25 protein-coding genes and 1 pseudogene are annotated in these 26,273 nt (G+C 61.4%); 13 read left to right on the top strand and 13 right to left on the bottom strand.

The window, feature by feature from the left end:
• Positions 1–23: 23 nt before the first annotated feature.
• The 4 genes and pseudogenes from ASF98_RS14725 to ASF98_RS14715 all read right to left on the bottom strand — a co-directional run bounded on the left by ASF98_RS14725 (position 24) and on the right by ASF98_RS14715 (position 4,890).
• On the bottom strand, positions 24–1,250 hold the full coding sequence (locus ASF98_RS14725; RefSeq protein ID WP_055803078.1) for an IS110 family transposase: 1,227 nt from the start codon (positions 1,248–1,250) through the stop codon (positions 24–26).
• Positions 1,251–2,302: 1,052 nt separating this feature from the next.
• Positions 2,303–2,785, bottom strand: a complete 483-nt coding sequence (locus ASF98_RS25040; protein ID WP_268760431.1) for a DUF4192 family protein — start codon at positions 2,783–2,785, stop codon at positions 2,303–2,305.
• Positions 2,786–2,921: 136 nt separating this feature from the next.
• Positions 2,922–3,335, bottom strand: a pseudogene (locus ASF98_RS25035) (DUF4192 family protein); the annotation flags it as partial.
• A 565-nt stretch (positions 3,336–3,900) separates the two neighbouring features.
• Positions 3,901–4,890 (bottom strand): sugar-binding transcriptional regulator, encoded by a 990-nt coding sequence (locus tag ASF98_RS14715; protein WP_055803075.1) that lies wholly within the window; start codon positions 4,888–4,890, stop codon positions 3,901–3,903.
• A gap of 300 nt (positions 4,891–5,190) precedes the next feature.
• Between ASF98_RS14715 and ASF98_RS14710 the strand changes: the two genes are divergently transcribed.
• From ASF98_RS14710 to ASF98_RS14685, 6 genes are all read left to right on the top strand, one after another.
• Positions 5,191–6,153, top strand: coding sequence for a sugar phosphate isomerase/epimerase family protein (locus tag ASF98_RS14710; protein ID WP_055803073.1), 963 nt, complete (start codon positions 5,191–5,193; stop codon positions 6,151–6,153).
• A complete protein-coding gene (locus tag ASF98_RS14705) occupies positions 6,154–7,122 on the top strand; it encodes a PfkB family carbohydrate kinase (RefSeq protein WP_055803071.1) in 969 nt (322 codons plus the stop codon).
• Between the two features lie 143 nt (positions 7,123–7,265).
• The gene (locus ASF98_RS14700) at positions 7,266–8,333 is read left to right on the top strand and encodes a sugar ABC transporter substrate-binding protein (RefSeq protein WP_055803069.1); all 1,068 of its coding nucleotides are present in this window, start codon (positions 7,266–7,268) and stop codon (positions 8,331–8,333) included.
• A 16-nt stretch (positions 8,334–8,349) separates the two neighbouring features.
• On the top strand, positions 8,350–9,855 hold the full coding sequence (locus tag ASF98_RS14695; protein WP_055803067.1) for a sugar ABC transporter ATP-binding protein: 1,506 nt from the start codon (positions 8,350–8,352) through the stop codon (positions 9,853–9,855).
• Complete coding sequence (locus tag ASF98_RS14690; RefSeq protein WP_082506866.1) at positions 9,852–10,937, top strand: ABC transporter permease; 1,086 nt, start codon at positions 9,852–9,854, stop codon at positions 10,935–10,937. Before ASF98_RS14695 ends, ASF98_RS14690 begins: the two co-directional genes overlap by 4 nt.
• A gap of 161 nt (positions 10,938–11,098) precedes the next feature.
• Positions 11,099–12,004: an amidohydrolase family protein gene (locus ASF98_RS14685; RefSeq protein WP_055803065.1), complete on the top strand. Its 906-nt coding sequence runs from the start codon at positions 11,099–11,101 to the stop codon at positions 12,002–12,004.
• 577 nt (positions 12,005–12,581) lie between these two features.
• Here ASF98_RS14685 and ASF98_RS14680 read toward each other — a convergent pair.
• From ASF98_RS14680 to panD, 4 genes are all read right to left on the bottom strand, one after another.
• The gene (locus ASF98_RS14680; protein WP_055803062.1) at positions 12,582–12,896 is read right to left on the bottom strand and encodes a helix-turn-helix domain-containing protein; all 315 of its coding nucleotides are present in this window, start codon (positions 12,894–12,896) and stop codon (positions 12,582–12,584) included.
• A complete protein-coding gene (locus ASF98_RS25175; protein WP_442854040.1) occupies positions 12,806–13,255 on the bottom strand; it encodes a hypothetical protein in 450 nt (149 codons plus the stop codon). The genes ASF98_RS14680 and ASF98_RS25175 overlap by 91 nt, the downstream gene beginning before the upstream one ends.
• 144 nt (positions 13,256–13,399) lie before the next feature.
• Positions 13,400–13,975: an adenylate kinase gene (locus ASF98_RS14675; protein WP_200939376.1), complete on the bottom strand. Its 576-nt coding sequence runs from the start codon at positions 13,973–13,975 to the stop codon at positions 13,400–13,402.
• A gap of 142 nt (positions 13,976–14,117) precedes the next feature.
• Positions 14,118–14,588 (bottom strand): aspartate 1-decarboxylase, encoded by a 471-nt coding sequence (gene panD, locus ASF98_RS14670; protein ID WP_082506865.1) that lies wholly within the window; start codon positions 14,586–14,588, stop codon positions 14,118–14,120.
• A 165-nt stretch (positions 14,589–14,753) separates the two neighbouring features.
• Here panD and ASF98_RS14665 point away from each other — a divergent pair, with 165 nt between their 5' ends.
• A complete protein-coding gene (locus ASF98_RS14665; protein WP_082506864.1) occupies positions 14,754–15,203 on the top strand; it encodes a cupin domain-containing protein in 450 nt (149 codons plus the stop codon).
• A gap of 67 nt (positions 15,204–15,270) precedes the next feature.
• Here the strand turns inward: ASF98_RS14665 and ASF98_RS14660 are convergent, their stop codons facing one another.
• Together ASF98_RS14660 and ASF98_RS14655 are read right to left on the bottom strand one after the other, a co-directional pair.
• Complete coding sequence (locus ASF98_RS14660) at positions 15,271–16,467, bottom strand: acyl-CoA dehydrogenase family protein (RefSeq protein ID WP_268760432.1); 1,197 nt, start codon at positions 16,465–16,467, stop codon at positions 15,271–15,273.
• A 26-nt stretch (positions 16,468–16,493) separates the two neighbouring features.
• Positions 16,494–16,988, bottom strand: coding sequence for a MaoC/PaaZ C-terminal domain-containing protein (locus ASF98_RS14655; protein WP_055803056.1), 495 nt, complete (start codon positions 16,986–16,988; stop codon positions 16,494–16,496).
• 106 nt (positions 16,989–17,094) lie between these two features.
• Between ASF98_RS14655 and ASF98_RS14650 the strand changes: the two genes are divergently transcribed.
• From ASF98_RS14650 to ribA, 3 genes are all read left to right on the top strand, one after another.
• Positions 17,095–18,699, top strand: a complete 1,605-nt coding sequence (locus tag ASF98_RS14650; protein WP_235506020.1) for an acyl-CoA carboxylase subunit beta — start codon at positions 17,095–17,097, stop codon at positions 18,697–18,699.
• 8 nt (positions 18,700–18,707) lie between these two features.
• Entirely contained in the window at positions 18,708–19,025 is a 318-nt protein-coding gene (locus ASF98_RS14645) for an EthD family reductase (protein ID WP_055803054.1), read from the top strand.
• A 189-nt stretch (positions 19,026–19,214) separates the two neighbouring features.
• A complete protein-coding gene (gene ribA / locus ASF98_RS14640; protein WP_055803052.1) occupies positions 19,215–19,919 on the top strand; it encodes a GTP cyclohydrolase II in 705 nt (234 codons plus the stop codon).
• A gap of 134 nt (positions 19,920–20,053) precedes the next feature.
• Here ribA and ASF98_RS14635 read toward each other — a convergent pair whose 3' ends face one another.
• The 3 genes from ASF98_RS14635 to ASF98_RS14625 are packed head-to-tail and all read right to left on the bottom strand — an operon-like array spanning position 20,054 to position 23,020.
• Positions 20,054–21,103, bottom strand: a complete 1,050-nt coding sequence (locus tag ASF98_RS14635; RefSeq protein WP_235506015.1) for an MBL fold metallo-hydrolase — start codon at positions 21,101–21,103, stop codon at positions 20,054–20,056.
• 4 nt (positions 21,104–21,107) lie between these two features.
• Complete coding sequence (locus ASF98_RS14630) at positions 21,108–21,905, bottom strand: SDR family NAD(P)-dependent oxidoreductase (RefSeq protein WP_055803050.1); 798 nt, start codon at positions 21,903–21,905, stop codon at positions 21,108–21,110.
• A gap of 14 nt (positions 21,906–21,919) precedes the next feature.
• The gene (locus ASF98_RS14625) at positions 21,920–23,020 is read right to left on the bottom strand and encodes an alkene reductase (protein WP_082506862.1); all 1,101 of its coding nucleotides are present in this window, start codon (positions 23,018–23,020) and stop codon (positions 21,920–21,922) included.
• A 150-nt stretch (positions 23,021–23,170) separates the two neighbouring features.
• On the opposite strand from ASF98_RS14625, the gene ASF98_RS14620 reads away from it, so the two are divergent.
• From ASF98_RS14620 to ASF98_RS14610, 3 genes are all read left to right on the top strand, one after another.
• Complete coding sequence (locus tag ASF98_RS14620; RefSeq protein WP_055803046.1) at positions 23,171–23,782, top strand: TetR/AcrR family transcriptional regulator; 612 nt, start codon at positions 23,171–23,173, stop codon at positions 23,780–23,782.
• A gap of 123 nt (positions 23,783–23,905) precedes the next feature.
• Entirely contained in the window at positions 23,906–25,441 is a 1,536-nt protein-coding gene (locus tag ASF98_RS14615) for a class I adenylate-forming enzyme family protein (protein ID WP_055803044.1), read from the top strand.
• Positions 25,438–26,259 (top strand): fumarylacetoacetate hydrolase family protein, encoded by an 822-nt coding sequence (locus tag ASF98_RS14610; RefSeq protein WP_055803043.1) that lies wholly within the window; start codon positions 25,438–25,440, stop codon positions 26,257–26,259. The genes ASF98_RS14615 and ASF98_RS14610 overlap by 4 nt, the downstream gene beginning before the upstream one ends.
• The last annotated feature ends 14 nt before the right edge of the window (positions 26,260–26,273 follow it).

Raw genomic sequence — 26,273 nt, 5'->3', positions numbered from 1 at the left:
TGCCAGTGATGCTCCTATGGTTGTCAATTGGGTTTTTGAGTCGCTTGCTCCTCGAGCCATTTCCGGTAGCTTGCTGCGAGGTCGTCGTTGCGGAGGATGCCTCGTTCGAGCCGGGAGATAATGGAGGGCCATTGGCTGAGTTCGCCGGCGACCGCGTTGACGGTCAACCCGAGGCTTTTGCGTTTCTGGCGTAGGTCGGTGATGTCTGGTGCCGGTACCGGGTTGAATATCTGGCGGTATATTTCACGGGATACGTAGCGTTTGAGACAACGCATGATCTCTCGCTTGTTTTTTCCTTCGGTGGTGCGTTTACTGACATAGTTTTTCGTGCGTGGACACGAAGACATGCGGGTCAGCACCACTTGATGCAGGGCACGGTTTGCGTTGCGGTCACCGCCTCGGCTGAGCCGGTGGCGGGTCGTTTTTCCTGACGATGCCGGGATGGGTGCAACCCCAACGAGTGCCGCGAACTGGGCTTCGTTTCCGATCCGTCCCCGGTTATCTCCCACGGTGATGAGGAGTTGGCTGGCAACGTCTGGTCCTACGCCTGAGAGGTCGCAGAGCAAGGGCGCATAGGAATCGAGGATTTCTTGCAGGGCAGCATCGGCGGCGGTGATTTCCTCGGCCAACGCCTGGTAACGGGTGGCCAGGGTTTTCAAGGTCAGCAGCGTCATGTATTCCGGGTCGGCCACATGGCCTGAGGGCCTGCTCCGCTGAAGGGCGGTGATCATGGTGGGAGTGGCCATCCCCCTGTATTTCGCCCGGAGAGCGTCCGGTGCCGACACGAGGAGACCCTTGATCTGATTGATTGCTGCCGTGCGGGCTTTCATTGCCGAAGAACGCGCGGTACGTAGGATCCGCAGGCATTCGACGGGTCCGTCTTTGGCTTTCGGACTCGAGAGGCCTCGTTGAGCCAGTACTGACTGGGCTGCCTGGTAGGCATCCAGGGGATCGGATTTTCCTTTCAGGCGACGCTGAGCCCGGTTTGGCCGGTTGACCTCCAGGACCGTGAGCCCTTCGCTGCGGAGCACCTTGGACAGCCCGGCACCGTATGAGCCGGTTCCTTCGACCCCCACCGCGGCAACCGTTCCATGACCGGCAATGAAGTCCAGGATTTTGCGGTATCCGGAGCCCACGGCAAGGAACTCCTGATCGGCCAGAGGTTTGCCGTACTCGCTGATGATGGCGACGTGGTGAGTATCGGCATGCGTGTCGACGCCGACGAAGACATTTAGTAGTTCTTTTGCCAAAATGGAAACTGCCCCTGAGATATCAATGATCAGTTGACGGGCACGTGGGCCAGGTAGGCAGACAAAACGGTAATGGGACTGGTCGAATCAGGCTCCTATGAAGTCATGTCCGCCTGGCTCAACGCGCTTATAGCGGAACCTGAACCGGCGGACAGATCACAGGGAAGACAGCACCCGCAGGCACGTCAGTTTGCAAGTGAGTCACACCGGTTCAAGACCAATTCCAGTATTACCGTTTGCAAGGCCGGGAATGCAGTTCGAGTCCCACCTCGGGCACGCATAACCCCTCGTCAGAGGGGTTTTTGCTTTAATGTGTGGACATTGACCCTCTGCGGGCCCCTCTGACATTGGCCGCGGTCTGTGGCTGGCGCCGCGGGCGCCTCTTCGGTTGTGTGGGTGGCGGGGCAGGGTCCTGGCTGGTGGGCCCTCTGCTTGTTGGGATGTGGGGTCACTCGGGCTCCGTTCTTGTTCCTGTGGTGGCCGGGGTTGGTCCTTTACTTATTCATGGGGCGGGGTTGTGCTCACGACATGACCTTGGCGAGATTTCTTGAAGTCTATTCGTCGCCCGTCGCTGGTTAACATGGCGTAGGGGAGCTGGAATGTGGTCGGTTGTCCGGCCAAAGGGGGTGTGGACATTGTCCACACTTTGTCCACCGCCTGCTTTTCGACGCGCATTTTGATCCCTTCCTCAAGGTTCTGCCGACACCACTTTCATGCAGGTCTCTGTTGCAGGCGACATGACTTCGCGGCCTGGATCGTAGGTTTCCTAGGACGATCCGGGTTCAGCGGGAACGTCTCCGGAGGCGCCTGTGGCCGGCGTTCGACCCGGCGGCAGGGTGCAGGTGTGTGGGATCCGGACTCTTCTTCCGGGCAGCCCTGGGTTGGTTGATCCATCCGACGTTGGCGCCCGCTGCTGGCAAGGCTGCTGACGTTCCCCTGCGCGGAGCATACGCTGGAGTGGAATTCCGATCCGGACGGGTGGGACGCGGCGGTGGAGAACTGGCTCCGGAACGTCCCGCCATCGTCCGCCGCCGTGTCCCCGTGACTGCGGGTTATGACGCTTCGAGGCCCCAGGGCCGGAAGGCCCGGTCTTTGTCCATGTTCCAGCCGGCGACCATTCCGGTGCCGATCATGAGGTCGCTGAGCCTGGCCAAGCGGTAGGCGGGGTCGGCTTCGAGGGCGAGTTGGAGGAATTGATGGGCTTTGCTGCCTCGGCCTTCCCACCAGTTGACGTAGGCGATGGCGGTGAGGATGGGGGCGGAGTGTTTGGTGTTGCTGTGCGTGTAGGCGTGGAGTAGCAGCTGTTGTGCCCATTCGACCCGGGACCATTGTGGGCCGCCGTGTGTTTGGGCCAGGAGTACCCGGTCCATGGGTTCGTCGATTCCGGGGATGTCGGCCATGAGTTGGTCGCGGATGGCGGGGGCCTGGAAGTTGGCAATCAGGCTGATGGTCTGATCGTCGTTGGGGTAGGAGATCGCCTCCAGCATGCCGTCCCAGAGTGTCCTGGCTTGCTCGAGCGCTTCGCCCGGGTTCATCGTGTGGATTGTTTTTCGCGCGGTTGTCGACGGCGTCCGCTGTGCGGCCTTCTTTTGTGGAGGCTGGCAGGGTGATGTGGTTGGTTGGTGCGATGGTGCTGCCGCGGTAGATGAATTCGGCGTTGATCTGGCTGGACTGGGTCGCCGTCACGGGCAGTGTGAGTCCGTCCCGGGGGTCGCCGTCGTAGGGGGAGACGGTGTTGTCTCCGACGAGGAGTCCGTCGCGGATGGTCATTCCGCGTTCGGCCAGGGCGCAGGTCAGTGCTGCGATGGTTGCTGCGTGTGGTTTGGGCTGTCCGGGTTTCCAAGTTTCGGAGGTGTAGACGGCGAAGAGCACGCTGGCGGCGCTGGTGTCGTGGGCGAGGTAGTCGGCTACTGTGCGTGCGTAGCTGAGTCCGCCCTCGCGGGTGGGGAGGTCGACTCTGAGTGTTGCGCCGATGCGGTTGGTGTCCAGTGTGATGCAGACGAGGCTTTCGTGTGGCCAGAATCCGAGGGTGTGGCCGACGAAACTGAGGACGTCGGCTGGGGTTTTGATGGTGAGCGGTTCCATGGTCCTTCTCCTTCAGCGACTGGCGGGCACCGGGTGTGTCTGTCAGATGTGTGCGTCGTTCTGATAACGGAGTCACCGCTGGGTTTGAGGGTCCGGAGTGCAACTTGGGGGGACCGGGAGCGATTCAAAGTTTCGGGAGGAAATAAGCGACGGAGGAGCGCCGAACGAAACTTTGGACCGAGGCCGGCGCATCGCGCCCTGGTTGCGTGAAGGGCCCGCCCAGCGATGATGGGGATCAGAATGACGTCAAACAGCAATGTTGCTTCTGGTGGTTCATGGAGGTGGGGGACTGGGGCGGCATGACGTCTCAGAGAGCGGTGCTCAGGGAGTTCTGCCGTCATAAACGAGGGTGCTTCGAGCGGGATTCGAACCTGTTACCTGCCCAAGAGGGGGCTGCTCCATTCAGCGGTGCTATCGAGGCGGGTCCCGCCGAGGAGATCCTTCCGCCTGTGGTGGCAGCGTCCGCAGTCAATAAGGGAGTATCGACTGCGGAGCCACGGGATCACACCAGCAAACGGTGTGATTCAGTTCGACCCAAGAGTCTGGCGGATTGTTGCTGCGGCGTTTAGAGTTTTGGCGGTTCTAGGAGTTGTCTTGCGACGTCGGCGTCGGTGATCAGGACATTGATCCATCCTCCCGTGATGGCACCTCGGATGGCCTCCAGTTTGCGCATGCCTCCGGCGACGCCGATGCGTCGGGGGACGCGCATCATTGCTTCGGCCTCGATGGAGATCATTCGCTCTTCGATGGCAGGCTTCATGGGCTGGCCATCGATGTCGAAGAAACGTAAACATATTTCACCGACGGCGCCGGCGCGGGAAAGTTCATTTTCTTCCGTTCGGCTTAGGGCGTTCCCGCTGGCCTGCCATAGTGGAGATGCCGGGAACGTCCCAACGCCGACCAGCAGCGTGGTCAGGCGGTCCCAGGCTTTGATGGATGTTTTGACGGCCGGGTCGCCGAGGAACGCCTCTCGGATTTGGGGGTTTCCTACGAGTCCGGGGCATCCCATGTAGTAGGGCTTGGCCGATGTCAGTTCCGCGAGATGCGAAACAAGGCGCGTGGTTTGAATCTGTGCCTGAGGGCTGCCTACGCCTCCGATCAGTTGGATCACTTCCTTGGCGATCTTTCTCGGCCGTGAGCGCATGGCTTCCACGGTTTGCAGAAGCGTCGTGCTCCATGAGGAGATTCCCACGTAGTCGTCGGCGTCGATGGTGGTTTCGAGGTAGGTCGCCGCTGATGAGCCGAGCCGCATTCCCAGCGAGGCGCCATCCATGACATCGACCACCACGACTTCGCGGAGTTGGTACTTCTCCTCGAGCGCCTTCTCCAAGCCGACGTAGATGCCGGCGGGCTGAACTATAGATGTCCGTACGATTCCGAGCTCAACAGCATTTTTGAGATATCGCGAGACCCTTGCCTGCGAAAGGTTCAAACGCTGGGAGATCTCGCCCTGTGACATGCCCTCCTCGTGGTAGAGCACAGCGATCTTGGTGAACAGCCGAAGCTGCTCCGTGCTGGCAGAAAGAAGGGATGATTGGGGAGTGACCTGCGTCATATTTCGTCACTTTCGAAGCGTTTGTGAATATTCATTCAGATGCGAATATAGCCTCATTCGGCTCTTCGCGTCACGTGCCCGGCATCACGATGCCTTCGCTGTCCCGGTCTTCATTCGATGCCTGATGAGCATGCTCTGAATCATTATTCAGTGTTGAAAGATTCCCGATCTCCCCGCCAATGCGGGGACAGATCGCTCGTAGACTTCCAACACCAGCCCAACTTCAGAGCCGAAGTTCCATCAGGAATTTCGATCGCCGTCTATGCGGGCCAAGCGGCCTACTCGATCGAAAGCGAACCAATGACCGACATCAAATACTCCACCCGACTCAATTCCTTTGCTTTGGGCAAGGGCAAGAAATACCCCAGCGGCGAGGATTCCGTGATCGACCTGATCGCCCTGGCTGGAAGCGTGAAGGGGCTGACGTCCCTCGAACTGAACTATCCGGAGCACTTCGGCCAGCACTCCGTCGAAGACATTAAGGCCGCCCTGGACAGCGCCGGCCTGGACGTGCGCGGCATCCAGCTTCGCTGGCCAGCTCCACAGTTCGCCAACGGAGGGTTCACCAACCCCGATCCGGCGCTGCGGGAGGCGGCGGTCGGAATGGTGAAGGAAGCCATCAGCCTCTGCCGGGAATTCGGCTCCGACCATGTTCTGCTGTGGCCCGCTCATGACGGGTACGAATACCCGCTGCAAATGGACTACATGAAGTCCTGGAACTGGATGGTCGAAAGCTTGCAGGCCGTCGCCGACGTCGACCAGGACATCCGCATTTCCATTGAGTACAAACCTGCCGAGCCACGTGGACGCACTATCCTCAACACCACCGGCGCCGTCATGAACCTCATCAAAGACTGTGACCGCCCGAACCTCGGGGTGACCCTGGACTTCGGACACCTGCTGATGGCACGGGAAAATCCGGCCCAGTCAGCCGCGATGTGCCTGCGCGAGCAGAAACTGTTCGGGCTGCAGCTCAACGATTCGCACGGCGTGGCTGACGACGGCCTTGTCGTAGCCTCGATCCACTTCGCCGAAACACTGGAACTCGTGTACTACCTCATTCGCGAGGGGTATGAGGGAACGTATTATTTTGACACTGACCCGGTACGGGAAAACCCTGTCTCCGAATGCGAAATGAATATCGACCGGATGGGGACCATCATCGACAAGGCCCGGGAACTGGTCCGGGACAACCCGGACCTGCCGAACGGAGATGCACTGCGCTCGTCAACTGTTCTCTGGTCGAAAGTCGTGGGTGTCTAGGTGGGGTCAGCCAGTATCTGCGTGGTCGGCTCGCTGAACGCTGACCTCATCGCCTACGTGGGCGCAGGCGGCAGCGCGGCGAGCTACGCAACGGGGTCCAACTTCGAAATGGCAGCCGGCGGCAAGAGCCTCAACGCCGCCATGAGCATCGCTTCGCTGGATCCGACGGTCACGCTTGTGGGACGCATCGGATCGGACGATCTCGGCAATTTCATCGCCGATGCCCTCCGGGCGCGCGGCATCACCACAGAAGGCATCATCTTCGATGATCGGACACACACGGGCGTAGGGCACGTGAGAGTCAATCCTGAGGGGGAGTACGACACCGTCGTTGTCCCGGGAGCCAACGGGAACCTCTCGGCCGCCGACGTCGACGCCTACCTCGAAGGTCACGAACCGCCGGCATTTGTGGTTCTCAACCTCGAGGTCCCTCTTCCCGCCGTCCGGCGCGCTGCGGCGCGCTTCCGCGAACTCGGCTCAACCGTGGTGCTGAACCTTTCGCCGGTGCATGCGGAGGCGAGGACACTCCTCCGGCTCGCCGACGTCGTGGTCATGAACCGCAGCGAGGCATGTCACGTATTGGATGTCCCGCCGGACACCGACACGCGACTGCTGCTTAATGCCCTGCGCGAAGCCGGCGCCAAGACGCCTGTGCTGACACTCGGCCACGACGGGGTGGTAGCCCTGAACGGGAACGACCTCATCGAGGAAAAAGTCGAACCGATCCCCGTCGTAAACTCCATCGGGGCAGGGGACAGCTTCCTGGCCACCATGGTGCTGGGGATGGCCAACGAGCACCCATTCGCTGTCAGCCTCCGGGCTGCCAACGAGGCAGGCCGGCTAGTCTGCAACCGTTCCGAATCCTTCCTCACCCCCGATGACGTCCGCCATATCGAAACCGTCATCGGAGTTCCCCTGGCCAAAGGCCCCATCACAGCCCCACAAGCGTCCGAGAACATCCGGGCCTGAGTCCACGACGGACACCAAAAGCCGAAAGACACATCAGCCGCACGGCGAAACGTGGCGGTGCTCCCGTTAGGGACCGTCGCCCAAAAACACGAGCATGAATCCCGCACGCGCGGGCCTTCCAAAGACGAAAGGAAACACAGATCATGAACAAACTTCCCAAGGCAGCCACCCAGATCGCCGTCGCCACTGCAGCCGTAGCCCTCCTGGCAGCGTGCAGTGCCACCCCGGAGGGATCTTCCGGGCAGTCAGGCCAGTCAGGCCAAGCCGCGGGTCTGGTTAGTCGCGTCGACGCGGCAGCGAAGACACCCATCAAGGACCTCACCGCCAGTCTGGGGGCACCTGCAGGGTCGGCGGACACCAAGCTCTGCTACATCACGCGGACGCTGTCCAATGAGTTCTGGGGTTTTGAGAGGGACGGATTTGAAGCCGAGGCGAAGAAGCTCGGCGTGAAGTACCAGACGTTCGACGTGACTGATGAATCCTCGATCACGGAGCAGTTGGACAAGGCCAAGAGCGCTGCGAACCAAGGCTGCAGTGCGCTACTTGCTTCACCCATCTCGGCGACGGGCTTGGACACCGTCTTCACCGACGCCTTGGCTAAGAACACTCCTGTCGTCATCCTCAACGACGCCAAGGGTACCGTCCCCGGAACTGTGTACGTGGGCCCGGACGCTCAAACTATCGGCCAGACGGCAGCGGACTACATCGCCGCAAAGCTGCCTGAGGGCGGCAAAGTTGCCATGATCGAAGGGGATCCCGGATCCTCGAACGCCCTTAACCGCGGCGAGGGATTCAAAGCCGGTGTTGCAAAGCATTCCAACCTTCAGCTGGTTGCGTCCCAGACCGCGAAATGGGATCAGACGAAAGCACAGGAGATCGCCTCGGCCATGCTGACGGCCAACCCCGACATCAAGGCGTTCTACTCCCAGAACGACGGCATGGCCCTTGGTGTTTCAGCTGCCATTGCCGCGAAGAACCTCACGGGCAAGGTCTTGCTGATCGGCACGGACGGCATTCCCCAGGCCAAGAAGGAAATCCAGGCGGGGACCATGACCGCCACCGTGAGTGAGCAGCCTACGACTGAAGGCGCCAGTGGTGTGGATGCGGCGCTCTGGCTGCTGGCCGGGAAGAAAGTTCCGGGTTGGGTCGACGTTCCTGCGTTCATCATCGACTCGGCCAATGTCGGGCAGTACCCGACCGGCATGCCGTAGAGGGACGGTACGGATCATGGTTGCACCACTGCTTGAATTGCAGAATATTGCCAAGTCGTTCCCCGGTGTCCGTGCCCTGAACGACGTTAGCTTCACCTTGGAACGCGGCGAGATTTGCACATTGGCCGGCGAAAACGGGGCCGGCAAAAGCACTCTGCTCGCCATCCTCGGTGGCTCACTCGTCCCGGACCACGGTTCGGTGATCATCGATGGCACCCGAAGGACACACTTCTCACCGCGCCAGGCACTGTCTGAGGGTGTGAAGATCGCCCACCAGGAACCTGCCATTGTGCCGCAGCTGACCGTGGAACAGAACCTGCTTCTGGGCCGGACCTCACGGCAGCGGCGGGAAGCCGGCGCCGACATTGATCAGGCTCTGGCGGACGTCGCCCAGATGGGGTTTCCGCTCAATGCCAAGGCCGCAGTGCAGGGATTGAGCCCGGCGCAGCGCCACGCTCTGACCATCGCCCGGGCAATGGCATTCGGTGCGAAGATCGTCGCCCTGGACGAACCCACCACCAGCATGCTCGAACACAACGTTGAGGGAGTCCTCACCAGGGTCAGGGAGATCGCCCACACGCGAGGGGTGGGGATCATCTACGTTTCGCACAAGATGCCCGAAGTCATGAGCGTCTCCGATAAAGTGGTGGTCCTGCGCGACGGCACCGTCAACTACACGACCGCTATCAGCCAGACGTCCGAACAGGAGATTGTGCGGAACATGGTCGGCCGGGAACTGCTCGCGTTCAAGCGGCAGCACCCCATGCCGCCCGGCGCCCCGGTCATCTTCTCCGCCGCCGAAGTCAGCCACCCCACGAGCGGCAAGCCCCTGTCCCTGGATGTCCGGGCCGGAGAAGTCGTGGGTATTGCCGGCCTGGTCGGCTCCGGACGCACCGAATTCCTGCGCGCCATCATCAGGGCCGACAAGGGCAGCACCGGAACGGTGAGCATCGACGGGAAACCGCGCAAAATCCGCTCGCCCAGGGACAGCCGCAATGCCGGCATTGCGTTCATCCCGGAAGAACGCAAGCACCAGGGGCTGGTCCTGCAGGTTCCGGCCTATGCAAACGTCGCGCTCACCGCGGACAGGCAGTTCAACGGCTTCGGACCGTTGATCAGCAGGCGCAAACAGATAGCAGCCGCGGAAGAGGCCGCCGCACGTATGTCACTTCGCCCGGCCAACGTGCGCCTGAACGCCCGCCAGTTCTCCGGCGGCAACCAGCAAAAAATCGTCATCGCCAAATGGACCTGGCGCAACACCAAGGTCTTCCTCTTTGACGAACCCACCAAAGGTGTTGACGTCGGAGGAAAAGTTGAGATCTACGAACTCATCGACGCGCTGGCCCACGCCGGCAGCGCCGTCATCGTGGTCTCCTCCGATCTTCCCGAAATCATCTCCCTCAGCGACCGGGTCAAAGTAATGCGGCAGGGTCAATTCGTCTCCGAACACACCGGGGACGACATCAACGAACACAGCCTCGTGGCCAATGCCATGGGCATCGCCGAAAGGACGACGACATGAGCCAGCCCACCCTGCCCAAACAAACTTCAAGCCAACATCACCGGGGGACCGGCGTGAAACAACAACATGACGCCCCAGCCAGGGCGAACCGCCGCACCCTACCGCCCCTGAACCTCCAGGCACTCGGCATCTACATCGCCGCCGTTGTCATCTTCCTGATCTTCGGAATGTTGAACGGAAACTTCCTCACGGCCGGCAACCTCAGGGACATCGCCGTCTCCGCCAGCGTCAACGCCATCATCGGACTCGGCATCACCTTCGTGATCATCACCGGCGGCATCGATCTCGCCGTAGGCTCCATCGCGAGTTTCGTCGGGATCGTCTCCGCCACGCTCATGGTAAATGCCGGGACCTCGCCCTTCCTCGCCCTGCTCGCCGGCATCGCGCTCGGCCTGGTCTGCGGTGCCCTCAACGGCGTACTGATCACCAAGCTCAAGCTGCCGCCGTTCATTGCCACGCTGGGGACGATGAGCATCTACCAGGGCTGCGCGTACGTCGTCACTAACGGCCGCCCCGTCTATAACGTGCCCAAGGACTTCGTCTTCATGCTCAACAGCTATGTCGGGGGAGTTCCCGTGGCAGTCATCCTCGTCGCCGTCCTGGCAGTGCTCTGCTGGCTGCTGCTTCGCCGCACGGTATTCGGCCAGAACGTCATCGCGACCGGCGGCAGCGAAGAAACTGCCTGGCTCTCCGGCGTCCGCGTCGACAGGGTTAAAATCGCCGTCTACGCCCTCTCCGGCGTGCTGGCCGGAGTCGGCGGACTGGTCATCGTCGCACGAATTAACGCAGCACAGACCGACGCCGGGAGCCCTTACCTGCTGACCGCCATTGCCTCGGCCGTGATCGGCGGAGCCAACCTTATGGGCGGTGAAGGACGCATCGCCGGGACTCTGGTCGGAGCCCTGATCCTGGGCGCCCTGACCAACGGACTAGTGCTGCTCAACGTCCCCAGCTTCTATGAACAGATCGTCACCGGGCTCGTCGTCGTCATCGCTGTGGCCCTGGACCAAGGCAGCAAGGGCTGGCCACTGTTGAAGAAACGCTCACCCGAGAAGTCCGAGAAGAAAGAGGCAACAGCCTGATGGTGTCCGGTCTCTTGAAGGGAGGCTCTGTCCGTTGCTGGCCGTCGGTCCCTCGACGAAACCGGCGGCGGCCATGAGTGAATGGATCGCGGCCACCGATGCCCTGTTGTCTCCGCTGCACCGGGGACAGCACGGCGCGCGCCGGTGGGGCGGGGGCGGCAATGCTTGACCTTGAGATCATCGACGCGCATTTCCATCTATGCGATTTCTCGCAGTCATACCCGTGGCTGGAAGGACCCGCGGAGCCTTTCCGCTATCACGGAGATGACCGCCCCCTCAGGAAGAGTTACCTTCTCGGCGACTACCTCGCCGATGCCCAGGGCTTCAAGCTGGCCGGCAGCGTCCACATCGAAAACGGCGCAGCCGACCCGCTCTGGGAAGCCGGCTGGGTACAGCGGGTGCACGACGCCCACGGCCTGCCCTCGGTTCAGGTAGCGAGGGCGTCCTTGGCCGATCCAGCCGTGCTGCCCCACCTGGAACGGCTGGCCGCCCTGCAAGCAGTACGAGGCGTGCGGGAGATCCTCAACTGGCACCCCGACCCGCGGTACACGCACACTTCCCGGCCAGACCTGATCACCGATCCGGCATGGCTGAAGGGGTTCTCGCACCTGGCCCCATTAGGCTTGTCCTTTGACCTGCAGGTCTTTCCCGATCAGCTGGAACAGGCTGCGCGGCTGGCGGCGGACCACCCGGAAACGCGCATCATCCTGGACCATGCAGGGATGCCGATCGAACGGGGCCCGGCATCCCTGCGGCACTGGCGTAAAGGCATGGCCGCAATGGCTGCCCAGCCAAACGTCGTCACGAAGATATCGGCCCTCGGAACGAACGATCATTCCTGGACCACCGCATCAATACGTCCGATCGTCCTCGAAACCATCGACGCCTTCGGGCCAGACCGGGCCATGTTCGGAAGTAACTTCCCCGTCGACGGACTCTATTCCAGCTTCGCCGCCCTATATACGGCGTTTGACGAAATAACCGGCCCGATGTCCGCGCACGAACGACGTGAATTGTTCTCCGAAACCGCCCGTCGGACGTACCGCATCGGACCGAATGCCGCATAAGCAACAGCAGCGGCACTGTGCCGTTAGGCCGGTCCATGACTCCACGGGTGTCGTCGGGCGTCGGTGGGAGCCCGGTACGGGACGTGCGCCAGCGCAACTCACCCTTTCGCCCGGGGGTCACGCACAGGGCAGGCCTCCATTCCACCGGAGTACCGGCGGACGGAAGCCTCCAACAGTTGGAGGCGAAGGCGCCGGTCGACGTCGTTCTGGATTCCCGGCGTGGTGAGTGTCAACGGGGCAGGTGCGGAAATGTCAACGTGACCACCCTGGACCGGTAGGCAGTTCGCCGCCGCGAAAGCAAGTTCGGCGTTGATCCAGTCTGATTGAACCGCCTGCAGCGCGGCTTCCGGCCAGGATGAGGCGGTTGGGGGCTGGTAAGTCGGAGAATGAAGAAGGTCCGACCATCCAGCCTACACGGATTGGTATGCCGACCCTGCCAGCTGTTCGGCCAGTTCGTGGATGAGCGGCGGGGAGAATCCCCGTTGATTCGCTGTCCATGGTGTGTCCGCGACGGTGGCGAATATTGATGCAGTGGCGTCGGCGTCGGTTCCAAGATCGCTAGTGACCCGCCGGGGCCTCACAGCGGAAGCGCGGGCGCGTCCATAAGTTGCGGGAATTTGTGCGCCAGTTCCAGAGCCACGAGCGTGGTCACAGGGTTCTCGTTGATGGGTCGGACGAGGAGCTCTCCGGCTCGTTTGACCCGGTATGCCACGGTGTTGGTGGCCAAATGCAGGGCTTGGGATGCGGCAATCCGACTGCTACCGGCCAGCAGAAAGTGCCGCAGCGTGTCGCGGATATCGGTCAGTTTCTGGTCGCTGGCCAGCAGCCCGGCGAGATGGACCTGCACGAACATGGCCGCGCCCTGCGGGTCGGCAATGAGCAGCGCCAGCATGCCGGCGTCGTGTAATTCCAGAACTTCTGCCGCGGCGAAAGTCGGGCAACGCGGGCAGCCTGCTGCGCCTCAAAATGACTTTGACGCAAGCCCGTCAACCCCGAGCCAGGCCGCCCGACCGCGAGTTGGATCCAGTCGGCGCGCGGCACTTCACGCAGTACATCTGTTACCGAGGGGGCCGGGCGGGTGTTGAATCCCCACCAGAACAGTGTCATGCCCTGGTACTCGACGGTCAGGACCCCGGCCGCGCCCAGCGCGTGCGCCGCGTCCGCGCCGAAACGCTGTCGCGCCGCATCACGGTCCGGAATGTGCCCGCTGGTGGCGGGCCAGGCCAAAGCGACCATATGGTGTCTGCCCAGCCGGAGGCCTACCTAGGGTCGGGCGTCGGTTCCGTTGCCCAGCATGTGCCTTGCTGCAGCGAAGACTGGCTTCGGCGTTGATGCCTGTCGACAGGAAGCAAAGAAGGCTCCTCCCGATACCGGGAGGAGCCTTCAAACTGCTGACTAGGGGCAGGCGGTCTGTGGTGCCTTGATGGCCTCCATGACGCGGTCGGTGACCTCGTCGATGCCCCCGATGCCGTCAACCCGGGTCAGGATGCCGCGCTCGGCATACTTGGCCACAACGGCCTCGGTCTGCTCGTGGTACAGATCCAGGCGGTGGCGGATGACGGCTTCGTTGTCGTCGCTGCGGCCGGTTTCCTTGGCACGGCCGAGCAGCCGGTGCACCAGTTCCTCGTCATCGGCAGTCAGCTGCAGGACAAAGTCCAGCTTCTGCTCACCGTTGGCGAGGATCTCATCGAGGTAGTCCACCTGCGCGGTGGTGCGCGGGTAACCGTCCAGCAGGAAGCCGTTCTCGACGTCGTCCTCGCTCAGGCGGTCGCGCACCATCTTGTTGGTGACGCTGTCCGGCACGAAATCGCCGGCATCCATGTACTTCTTGGCCTCGACGCCCAGCGGCGTCTCACCCATGACGTTGGCGCGGAAGATATCGCCGGTGGAGATCGCAACGACGCCGAGGCGTTCGGAGATCCGATCCGCCTGCGTTCCCTTGCCTGAACCCGGAGGTCCGATAATCAGCATTCTCGTCATCGCAAAAGCCCTTCGTAGTGACGTTGTTGTTGACGCCAGTCAATCTGGAAGTCGGTGGTTTCAGTGGTCATATCCTGTCGCTTTCACTAGTCGGTGAGGGTGCTAAGACCGTTGGTTTGCGCCCGGAAGTTGCTCAGTGGGGGATAGGGCCGGACCAGGCGAGCGCCTTGGGCTTGTCGACAACACTTCTTCGCTGTGACGCGGAGGCGGCCGTGGCCGGGCTGCTGGGTGCGGGGGCGGATGGATCGGTCGCTACTTGGATGACGGAGTTGCGGTCGTTGACGTACACGACAGCTGGCCTGTATGCCTTAGCTTCGTCCGTCGTCATCTCGGCGTAGGTGATGAGGACTACAGTGTCGCCGGTGTGGACGAGGTGTGCTGCCGCACCGTTGATGCCGAGGACGCCGGAGCCGCGTTCACCGGCGATGACGTATGTTTCGAGGCGCGCGCCGTTGGTGATGTCAAGGATCGCGACTAGCTCGCCCGGGAGGATGTCTGCAGCGTCCAGCAGGTTTAGGTCAACGGTGACTGACCCTACGTAGTGGAGGTTCGCCTCAGTGACGGTGGCCCCGTGGATCTTGGACTTGAGCATTTTTCGATTCATCTGATTAAGCACCCTTGGTTAATAGAAATCTTTCCTAATTAGTTTACGAACAAACGCTAGTATTGACCCAATCGGACTTCCACAGGATACTTGGTGGGAGGACGTTCACCGTTTGGGTGGACCGATCCAGAACGTGCCACCGAAGCCACTTTGAAAGGACCAGCGATGACAGACGTCGCCTTCGACATCAACAAAAACACGGACATCTTCCGTGTCCACCGCGCCAGCGATTTGCAGGCGGCTCCGGGTCAGACACAGAATGCACGACGCATCTCCGGGGTCAGCAAGGAAAACAGTGCTGCGGATAAATTGTGGTTTGGAAAGGTCTACACCGGACCTGGCGAAATCTCGGATGCGCACCACCACGGTGAGGCTCAAACCGGCGGCTACGTGTTCAAGGGCCGGGGCTTCATCCGCTTCGGCGAGCGCTACAGTGAAATCGTCTACCTCGAAGAAGGGGACTTCGTCTTTGTGCCGCCTTTCATGCCTCACATCGAGGGGAACGCCAGCAAGACTGAAGAGCTGATCTGGATGACGACCCGCACACCGGACAACATTGTCGTGAACCTCGCTGACCAGGATGTGGCCGACCTGGAGATCGACTACAAGTCCTGACAAGCAACCCGTAAACACAGGGAGGGCCGGCCTGATAATTTCAGCCCGGCCCTCCCTGTTGCTGTATTCAGTAGGAACGCTCGAGACCCAGCATTTTCTCGCCCAGGTAATTTCGAGTCATCTCGTCGGTCAGCGGAGCGAAGGTGTACAGCCTGGCATCCCGGAAGAATCGCTGCATGGGCAGGGCGCGGGCCATGCCCCAGCCTGCCATGACACGCATGCCGGTATCTGTGGCTCCCGTTGCCGCGGCCGATGCGGCGAGCTTTGCCATGGCCGACAACGTGCCGTCGGCGGTTCCAGCAGCGTCTGAAGCATCGGCGGCCCGCTGCAGGAGCAAGCGGGCCGATTCGACCTTGACGGCTGCGTCTACGAGATCATGCTGGAGGGCCTGAAACGAACCGACAGCACGGCCAAACGCCTGCCGGTTTCTCGCCCATGCGACCGCAGTGTCCAAGGCCCCTCGAGCGATCCCCAAAGCTACGGCTGCTCCGTTAAGGCGCTCACCGTTGAGGGTGCCAAGCACCTGCCGGAACCCGCGCCCCTCGTCCCCAAGAACGAATTCAGGGGGCACCCGGACGTTTTCGAAAGTGACATCACATTGTGCCAAACCCCGGATGCCCATAGTGTCGATTTCCTCGGTGTGGATGCCAGGGCTTGATCGCGGGATAAGGAACGTCGTGATGCCGTCAACTGCCGAATCAGTGAGAGGAGCGGTGCGGGCCAAAAGGATGAAGAAGTCGCAGTCCATGGCCCCTCCAATCCATTTCTTAGCCCCGTTGATTGAGAAGGAACCATCGCTGAGTCTGACTGCAGTCGTGGACATGACACGTGCGATGTCCGTCCCCCCGCCAGGTTCACTAAGTCCGAACGAAACTCGGGCATCACCCGAGCGCAGAGGCGCAAGAAACCGCTCCCGCTGCTCCGCGGACCCATGGGTATGCAGCAACTCCAGTCCCATGAACTGAACCACCAGACTCACTCCAATGGAGGTCGGTCCCGCTCCGAGTTCTTCCAGAACAATGCTCTGAGCGGCATGGGAGGGGCCGGACCCGTGCAGCTCACCGTCGAGCTGGATCAGTCCTGATTCCCCGAGTGCCCTAAAAAGTTCAAGATCGTATTCTTCGGCCTCATCAAAATAACGAAGCCGTTCGGGCGTCAAATGGGCGGCAAGGACTGACCGCACTCTGTTCCGTAGGGCAGCCCTGTCCGGCGTCTCGGCTATCGCCCTGGGTGGAGCCTCGACCAGATTCAAGGCTTCCTGCATAGTCGCTTCCATCGTGGACTCCACCATCAGCGCCGCTTGATCATGAAACTGCTCGTGAACGTCATCACTGCGCTTCCATCCTGTTTGACCACCGTGTAGTCGAGGGTCCAGATTCCCGCATCTGGCCTCTTTGTTGCGCGCGCCGTCCTTACGGTTGCTTCGACGTGGATGGTGTCTCCGATAAACACCGGCTGCACGGCCCGCACTTCATCCAGTCCAAGCCATGCGGTGACGTTTGTGAAGTATCCGGTCTGAGTGAGCAGGCCCAACCCCACTGAGAGGGTCAGCGGCCCATGCCCAATACGCTGGCCGAATTGGGTCTTTGCAGCGTACTCGGCGTCCAAATGCAGCGATACCCAGTCGCCGGTCAGACCGGCCCATTGGACAAGATGCGCCTCACTGACAGTGATTCCGGGACTGTGGATGCGGTCACCCTCGGTGAGTGCATCCCAGTAGTGGTCCGGGCGCCCCTTGGGCGCCTGCGTTGCAACCCGGGTGATTTCGTCGTCGTAATCCTGCATGTCACTCCTCAAACCGAGACGCCGTGTTGCGCCGTTATTGTTTTCGATAAGTCAAGACTAGACTAGCGAGCGCTTGTTCGTATACTGGTAATGCGCAAGTAATTAAATGCTGTTTCAACTGGAGGCCTATATGAGCACCACTACGATCGCGGAAGCCGAGGCGCCGACGGCGGCAGCCGAAGCGCCGACAGTGCACGAACTTCTCCAGGAGAAGCTCGCCCAGGCAAAGCTCGGAGGTTCAGAGAAGAACCGCCGGAAGATCGTCGATTCCGGCAAACTGCTGGTTCGAGACCGTCTCGCGTTGCTGTTTGATGACAATGAATATATTGAGGACGGGCTCTTGGCCCGGTTCGAGGATGGGCTGCCGGGCGACGCGGTCGTCATTGCCTTCGGGCGGGTCGACGGCCGGCAGGTCTGCGTTATCGCCAATGACTTCAGCGTCAAGGCGGGCACCTGGGGAAACAGGACGTTCGAAAAGATCACTGCCGCACAGGAGAAGTCCAACGCGGCCGGCATCCCTCTGGTCTATTTGTTTGATTCGGCCGGTGCTCGCATCGATGAGCAGTTCGAGAGCTTTGCAGGCCGTCACGCATGGGGAAACATCTTCTACAACCAGGTCCAGATTTCGGGGCGGGTCCCGCAGGTCTGCGCACTTTTCGGACCCTCTCCCGCCGGTTCTGCGTATGTTCCCGCCCTTTGCGACATGACCATCATGGTCCGCGGACATGCGACTGCTTATCTGGGGTCTCCGCGTCTCGCTGAGATGGTGACGGGCGAGAAAGTCACCCTGGAGGAGATGGGCGGGGCTGAGATGCACTGCACCGTCTCCGGTCTGGGTGATGTCTTGGTGGAAGACGACGCCGAAGCCATTGCCGCCATCCGGGTTTGGCTGAGTTTCCTGCCTGCCAACTGGGAGCTGCCGGCTCCGGTGGCTCCGGCCGTGGAGCCCCGCCCCGGCCGCACTCTGGAGGAGATCGTTCCGCTGCGGGAGGCGGAAGTGTTCGACATGGAAGAGTTTGTCGAGTCTCTGGTCGATGAAGGTAGCTGGTTCCCGTATAAGGAACTCTTTGCTGCAGAGATGCTGACCGGGTTTGCCCGGATTGGCGGCCGGCCGGTGGGGCTGGTGGGAAATCAGCCAAAGCACATGGGTGGGTCGATCTTCCCTGACTCGTCCGACAAGGCAGCGCGCTTCATCTGGATCTGCAACGCGTACAACATTCCGATCATCTTCCTGGTTGATATCGCCGGATACATGATCGGGTCTGCCGTAGAGCGCCAAGGCATCATCCGTCACGGCGCCAAGATGATCTTCGCAGTGTCCGAGTGCAGGGTTCCCCGCATCACGGTGCTGGTACGTAAGGCCTACGGTGGCGGCTACCTTGCCATGTCGGGTGCACCGATGAACCCCGACGCGGTCATCGCACTCCCGACAGCCCGCCCGGCGCTGATGGGCCCGGACGCGGCAGTCAACGGCATCTACTACAACCAGATCCATGAGATTGCTGATCCTGAAGAACGCCAGAAGTTCATTATGGAAAAGCACGCTGAGTATGCCGAGGGAATCGACGTCTTCAAGATCGCCAATGCCAACGCGGTCGAAGCGGTCGTTCCCGCTAACGATCTTCGTGCCGACCTGATGGTGCGCCTGGATCTGTATGGCCGACGCAAGGCTGTCCCCGTGGAGCGGCGCCAGGCCGTCACCCCGGTCTAGGGCCGGCCATGATCAAAGTCGTAGCTGTTCTCACCGCAAAAGCCGGACTAAGCCGGGAGGAATTCCTCCATAAATGGAACGTCGAGCACCCGGTACGGGTCCGGAAGTTGCCGGGGCTAAGGCGGTACAGGCAGAATCCGGCCATCGAACATGGCAAGCAGTGGCCCTTCAATGGCATGGCAGAACTCTGGTTCGACAGTGTGGCAGACGTAAAAAAGGCTTATGCCGGTGAGGAAGCGAGGCTGCTCTTCGAACACGAGCATGAATTCCTCGATGACATGCGCTGGTTCCTGGCCGAAGAGAGGGAAATCGACCTCAGCGCTTGAACGGGGGAAGGGCCGGGTCCCTGGATCCGGTCCTTCCTCGTCGGGGTGGCAGACTCCGTGGTGACCGCACGTACGATCGCCCCCTTCTACCGCGTAAGTAAGAACGATCAAGGAGGATCAGGCGGCTTGCTGCCCCACGGGGGAGAGGCAACCCACATGCCTGTTCCATCAGTGAAATGAGGAAGGGCAATGTCAGCTTTGGAAGCAAGCGCTGCAGTGGCGGCCGTGCGCGGTCCACCTCCGGTTCACTCCGGGCCGGTAGTAGACCTGCCCACGAAGTTCGGAGTCTTTCGGGTCCAGGCCTGGACTGACGGGATTACCGGAGTCGAACACCTTGCCGTCAGCTGGCCGGTTCCGAATACGAGCGGGGCAGCCCCGCTGGTCAGGCTGCACTCAGAATGCCTCACCGGTGATGTATTTGGCTCGTACAGGTGTGACTGCGGCGAGCAGCTCGACTATGCACTGGACGTCATCAGTCGATGCGGTGGTACATTGCTTTATCTTCGAGGCCAGGAGGGGCGGGGAATCGGACTTGCGAACAAGATCAAGGCGTACGCGTTGCAGGAAGCCGGTCTGGATACCGTAGAGGCCAACGAACACCTGGGCCTGCCCGTGGATGCCCGATGCTATAACGCAGCAGCTCAGATCCTGATGGAAATGGGTCTTCGGGAGATTCGGCTCCTCAGCAACAACCCTGACAAACAGGAACGCCTCAGCCGGGCCGGGCTTGCCGTAATCGACATGGTGCCCACCGAGGTCCCCTACAGAGATCAGAACATCCGCTACTTGAAGACCAAAAGGGAGCGGATGGACCACCGTCTGAATCTCGACGCCGAGCCGGCTTCTCAGGACGTCCTGGCGTCAAACGGTGCGGGCAGTGGAAGGCAGGCCTGAGCGTCAGCAATCGTGGGAATGCCCGGCGCGGACGGGACATGCCGGGAAGGACAATGTCCTTCCCGGCGCCGTCTTTTAACAGGTTTTCTAGTGTTTGTTGGTAACCCGTGGGGTTCGCTTTCGTATGCCCGCCGCTATCGCAACAGCGTTGAGCCAGTCGAACGGCGCGCCGGCAAGCCTTCTACGCCGTGTTCGACGCCGGATGTCCGCAGATATTGCAGGTGCGCCGCTGTTTCGCTCAGGGCGAGCCGCAACTGAACGCCGCCCAGTGAGGGAAATCCCCTTGACCAATGCAATTGTGTGGCAATTGTCCATATGGTGGGATGCCCCTGCTTCTCTAGGAGAGCGAGGACTTCGTCGGACCTGGTCAGGGCCAGGGACTTGAGCTCGCGAGCACGGTCGCTGAGGCCGCGGAATCGGTACTCGTGTGCGGGAAGTACCTCGAAGGCCTCGTCTCCTTCGATGCGGTCCAGGGATTGCAGGCAGCTGCGCAAGGGGTCAGGGTCGCCCCGCATCTCTAGGGACACGTTCGGTGTTATCCGCGGAAGAACGTGGTCACCGCTTAGGAAGATCTCTCGGCTATCGTCCCGCAGGCAGATGTGACCGGGAGTATGTCCGGGCGTTTCCACCACGCTCAGGCGGCCTCGGGAAATTGGGACGGTGTCACCGTCGCCTACCCGCAGGTCAGCGTCCGCAAGCCGCCGCAAGTGCATCAGGCCGTCAACGTCCAGAGCCGCCTCGTTGATTCTGTCTTCGGGGACACCCCATGTCCGCATGCGGGCGCGGTCGGCAGCCGTCTCTTCCCAAGCGTTTGTGAACGCGGAAATATAGCGCTTCTCAGCCTTCCCCAGGGCGATCCATGCGCCTGACCAGCGGCGCAACCATCTGGCCATGCCCAGATGATCCGTGTGGAAATGGGTCGCGAGAATTCCCGTCACGTCCGAAACAGTTGCTCCCGCGGCACTCAGGCCGGCGATAAGGTCCAGCCGGCCTTGAAAACTGTCGAAGCCCGGATCCACAACCAGGCAGTCCTCGTCCTCGACCACGATGTAGGCGAGCGTGTAACGCATGGGGTTGTCCGGAAACACGACGGGGACAGACCAAACGCCTTCTGCCACGGACTCCACGGGCGGCATGTATTTGTTCAGCCACGCCTCTCTCTGAAGGACACCGGTGATCTCCATCAGCTCAGGCCGGAGACGTGTCGAAGAGACGGAAAATCTGGGTGGCCCCGCCGTCGATCACCAGGTCCGCGCCGTTAATACTGCGCGAGTCGTCGGTGAGCAGGAACGCGATCAGCGCGCCGATTTCCTCAGGGTCGACGATCTTTCCGGTCGGAACTTTGTTCCGGACCTGGTCCCGTACCTGCTGGATGACCATGGGAGTGTCCACGACGCCCGGGCATACAGAGTTGACCGTGACCCCGGTGCCCCAGAAGTCCATGAGTAGCGATCGGGTGAGATTCGAGAGGCCTGCCTTTGAAGCTGCGTAGCTGGGATACGGATAGCCCGTGGTCCCGGCGATGGAGGAGATATTGATGATCCGCCCCCAGTTCGCGGCCAGCAGGTCCTCTGCAAAGGCCCTAATAAGGGCAAAAGGACCCACGAGGTTGATATCAATGGCGCGGGCGAACGTAGCGACATCATGGTCCAGGAGCATCTTTCGGTCCAGGATTCCGGCCGCGTTAATGAGGGCCTGAACGTCGCCAACCGTGTCTTTGATCTCGCCTCTGAGGCGTTTCACATCTTCTTCCCGGGTGACGTCGGCGGCGAATGCATACGCAGTCGCCCCTCCTGCCCGGAGCTCCTCCACGGCCGCCTGGCAGCGTTCCAGGTCGAGGTCGACGCAAAGCAGTATGTGTCCGGCCTCTCCCAGTCGTTTGTTGATTCCGCGGCACATTCCTCCCGCCGCCCCCGTTATCAGCACGTTGAGCCCGAGCGGGGCGACGTAGGGGGCATGCGGATTCGGGTTCACGTCGTGGTTCATCTCTCGTCGGATTATCAGTTGGAGGACTGAAGTTCGGGGTAGTCGGTATACCCTGCAGGGCCGCCGGCGTAGAGCCCTTCTTCACGGAGGTCAGCGAGGTCAGCGCCGTTCCTGATCCTGCGGGGCAGATCGGGATTGGCAATGAAGAGACGCCCAAAGCCCACGAGGTCAGCACTTCCCGATCCAACAGCTGCGGCTGCAGTCTGGGGAGTATGGCCGCCCGTGACGATGACGGGGCCGTCGAAGAGCTCGCTGAGTTCGGCGCTCTGAATTGCGTTTGGGTCCGCCAGCGCGTCGACGGCTCCGGCGATCCCCGGTTCGACCATGTGAAGATATGCCAATCCGCGCTCATTCACGCCGCGCACCAACGCCGAGTAAAGGCTCCGTTTGTCCGGATCAGATACGTCCATCCAGCTCGAAGACGGTGAGATACGCACGCCTATCCGGTTGACGGGAATGATCCCGCTGACGGCTTCGATGACCTCAAAGAGGAAGCGGAGCCGGTTCTCGATGGTTCCTCCGTATTGGTCGGAGCGCTGGTTGGAACTGGAGTTGAAGAACTGGTCAAACAGGTATCCGTTTGCGGCGTGGAGCTCCACCCCATCGAAGCCGGCCGCGGCCGCGTTCTGCGCTGCCGTTGCGAACTGCCCGACGATTTCGGCGATCCCTTCCTGGCTGAGCTCCCGGGGAACTTCAAAGGGGACCGGTCCGTCCGGGCTGCGGTATTCCCATCCGGAGATGGCAATGGGTGAGGGCCCCAACGGCGGGCATCCATCGGGCTGCACGCAGGAGTGGGCCTGACGGCCTACATGCCATAGCTGCGCGTAAACGGCAGCGCCCTTTGAACGAGCGGCGGTGACGACGGGGCGCCATGCCTCGACCTGCTCCGCCGTGTACATGCCCGGGACCTGCGCATAGGCGGAGCCCTGCGGTGAAACTACGGTGCCCTCGCTGATCACGAGGCCTGCACCTGCCCGCTGCCGGTAGTACTCGACCATAAGGGGAGTCGGAACACCGTCTGCCTGGGCCCTGCTCCGGGTGAGGGGAGGGAGTACGAAGCGGTTGGGCAGGGTTTGGCCGCCAAGGACCATCGGTTCGAATAGTTGATCGAGCAAGACACACCTCATCGTGTAGGAGTACGATCGTTCGTACGTTCATTACAGTGAACGAGTTTGCGAGGGGATTGTCAACACCCCGGCCTGTCGTCCGGTGGGACAACAGCTGGCCTGAGGCAACAGCACGGCGAAACGGAAGGGCGGTATGCGATGACGGTAGTGAACGAGCGGCACAGCGCGGACGTGATTCGGGCGGAGGCTGCCAAGCTGTTCTTTGATCGGGGCTACGATGCGACAAGCCTGCGACAGGTCGCAACCGCCTCCGGATTGAAGGTAGGCAGCCTCTACAACCACATCGAGAGCAAAGAGCACCTGCTGCTACAGATCATGGGCGGGGTCATTGACGATCTCGTCGCCGCTGCTCGCGAAGCGGCGCTTCATGACGGGGATGCAGTCGATAAGCTTCAGGCTGCGCTGGCGGCCAACCTGACCTTCCATGCAGAACACGCCCAGGAAGTGTTCATTGGCAACGCCGAACTGCGCTCGCTCTCCAACGGCGCCCGTCAGGTGGTGATCGACAAGCGACACGAATACGAGCTGTTCCTTCAGGGGCTGGTCGAGGATGCCGGGCGCGCAGGACTTGCCGATGTCATCGACGCCAAAATCCACGTCTACAGCTTCGTGGCCCAGGCCACCCATATCGCCAGCTGGTTTAAGCCCGGAGGACGAATGAACCTGGACGAGATCGTCGCCATCTACACCAAGCTGGCGCTGCGCGAACTGAAGGTGGCCGACGCCGACGCCAGAGTCGCCCACGGGTAAGGGTGGACGAAAACTATCAGCGGCGTTGCGAATGTCAGCTTTCGGACGTACGCTTGTTCGTATCACGGGAGTTGCCAGCGTGGGTAACTTCAGAGAGCTGAATTTCGTTCCAGAGAGGCAACGATGCGAACTATTGGAGACTGGATTCGCCTGAACAGCCGGCGTAACCCCGCAAGGGAAGCCTTCGTCGGCGTGGATGGCAGAGTCACGTTTGGCGAAGCCGCAGAAAGGGCCTGGCAGCTGGGCAGGGGACTGCGCGCTTCGGGCGTTGGGGCAGGGGACGGGGTTGGCGTACTTGCCGGCAACTCGCTATTCAACGCCGAGGCGTTCCTCGGCGTTGCAGCGGCCGGCGGGGTCTACATCGCGTACAACTGGCGATGGGCACCGGCAGAACTTGCTGCCGGCATTCTGGAAACAGAAGCCAGTGTGATTCTCGTGGAAGAGACTCACCTTCACTTGCTGGAGCAGGCTCTGGAGATCATTGCCCAGCGCGCCGAATTTCTGCCGCTGATAATCCGGCAAGGCAGTGAAATCGACAGGCTTCGCACCGGAACCGGCCCTCTCGAGGATCTTGCACACCCTGAATCGCCGCTGTGCATCATCTACACCGGCGGAAGCACCGGGACGCCTAAGGGCGTCGTGTTGTCGCACAGATCGGCCTTGGCGAATGCGATCAATGAAATGTACGACTGCGGGGTCGGAACCCGTGAAAATGAGCGCGGGCTGATTGTCACGCCGCTCTTCCATTCTGCAGCGCTGCTATGCTGGCTCGTTCCGCATTTCATCGCGGGAGCCACCAGCGTCATCGCCCAGAAGTTCAGCGATGAGTCAGTCGTAGACCTCGTGGGCCGTGAAGCCATCACCAACACCTTTATGATCCCCAACATGCTGCGACGGCTCATGGACGGCGGCATCCTGAGCGACCCGGCTATTCGCAAGAACCTCAGGAGCGTCCATACCGGAGCCGGACTCCTCCGCATGCCGGACAAGGAACTTTTCACCCAGATGCTGCCGGGCGCAGAACTCTATTTCCGCTACGGTCTGACTGAAGCCGGTCCCATGGTGACCCGACTCAAGCCCTCTGACATGCTCGACCCGGCAGTGGACGGGTCGATCGGCACCGAGTACCTCCTGGCTGAGGCTCAGCTGCATGATCCCGATGGCAAGGAAGTCAAGCCAGGGGAACTGGGCGAAATCTGCGTGCGGGGCCCCGGCCTGATGACCGGGTACTTCGGGCGCCCGGAAGCAACTGCGGAGGCGATGCGAGGCGGCTGGCTGCACACCGGTGACCTCGCTGTGAGGGACGAACGAGGCTACTTCTACTTCCGGGACCGTTTGAAGGAAATGATCAAGACCGGAGGCGAAAACGTCTACTCGGCCGAGATCGAGCAGGTCCTGCACCTTCATCCCTCCGTCCTGGAGGCCGTGGTTCTCGGGGTGCCCGACCCGAAATGGGACGAGGAAGTCCGGGCGGTCGTAGTCCTGCGGAACGGTGTGCAGACAGATGCGTCCGAGCTTTCGGGCTTCCTGCGCCAGCATCTGGCAGGGTACAAAATCCCCAAGAAAATGGTGTTTGTGCGGCCGGAGGACTTGCCCCGGTCCGCTGCGGGAAAGCTGGTCAAGAGTCAGCTGAAAGTGAATCTGGGGTGGGGCGCATGAGACTGGCAACAATCCGTACAAACGAAGGAACCAGCGCCGCGGTTCTGGACGGCGGCAAGGTATTGCCGCTGGCCTTTGCCGACGTGGGCTCCTGGCTGCAGGCCGGGTCCCCTGACTGGTCAGCCCACGTCGCAGGAGCACCTGTCAGGCCCGAGGACGCGGATTTTGCCCCCGTCGTGCCGCATCCGGGCAAGATCATCTGCGTGGGTCTGAACTACCGGGATCACATTCTGGAAATGGGAAGGGACCTTCCCGAATTCCCGACCCTGTTCGCCAAATTTTCCGATTCCCTCATCGGTGCGCACGACGACATCGTGCTTCCTCCCGGTTCCACGAGCATCGACTGGGAGGGCGAACTGGCGGTCATCATCGGTACCACCGTCAGCCGCGCGGACCAGACTGCTGCACGCAACGCCATCGCGGGATTCGCCGTGGCCAATGACGTCTCGGCCCGTGATTTTCAGCGACGGACGCCGGAATGGCTGCAGGGAAAGACCTTTGACCGAACGACGCCGCTCGGGCCATATCTTGTGACGGTCGATGAGACGGGTGCCGAACCGGACCTGGACATCAGCTGCAGCGTCGACGGCAACACAAAACAGCACTCCCGCACCTCCGAACTCGTATTCGGGCCCGTGGCACTCGTTGAGTACATCTCGGCCATCACCACCCTGCGTCCCGGCGACGTCATCCTCACCGGAACACCTGGCGGAGTCGGCGACGGCCGCAATCCGAAGGAATTCCTCCAGCCGGGATCGCTGCTTGAGACGAGCATCAACACACTAGGCGCCACAGCCAACCGCTGCATTCTGCAATAAACGGACGCCACAGA

The organism is Arthrobacter sp. Leaf337 (assembly GCF_001423745.1).
GTDB lineage: Bacteria > Actinomycetota > Actinomycetes > Actinomycetales > Micrococcaceae > Arthrobacter.
The sequence above is the reverse complement of the archived record's forward strand: the minus strand, read 5'-3'. Positions and strand labels throughout refer to the sequence as shown.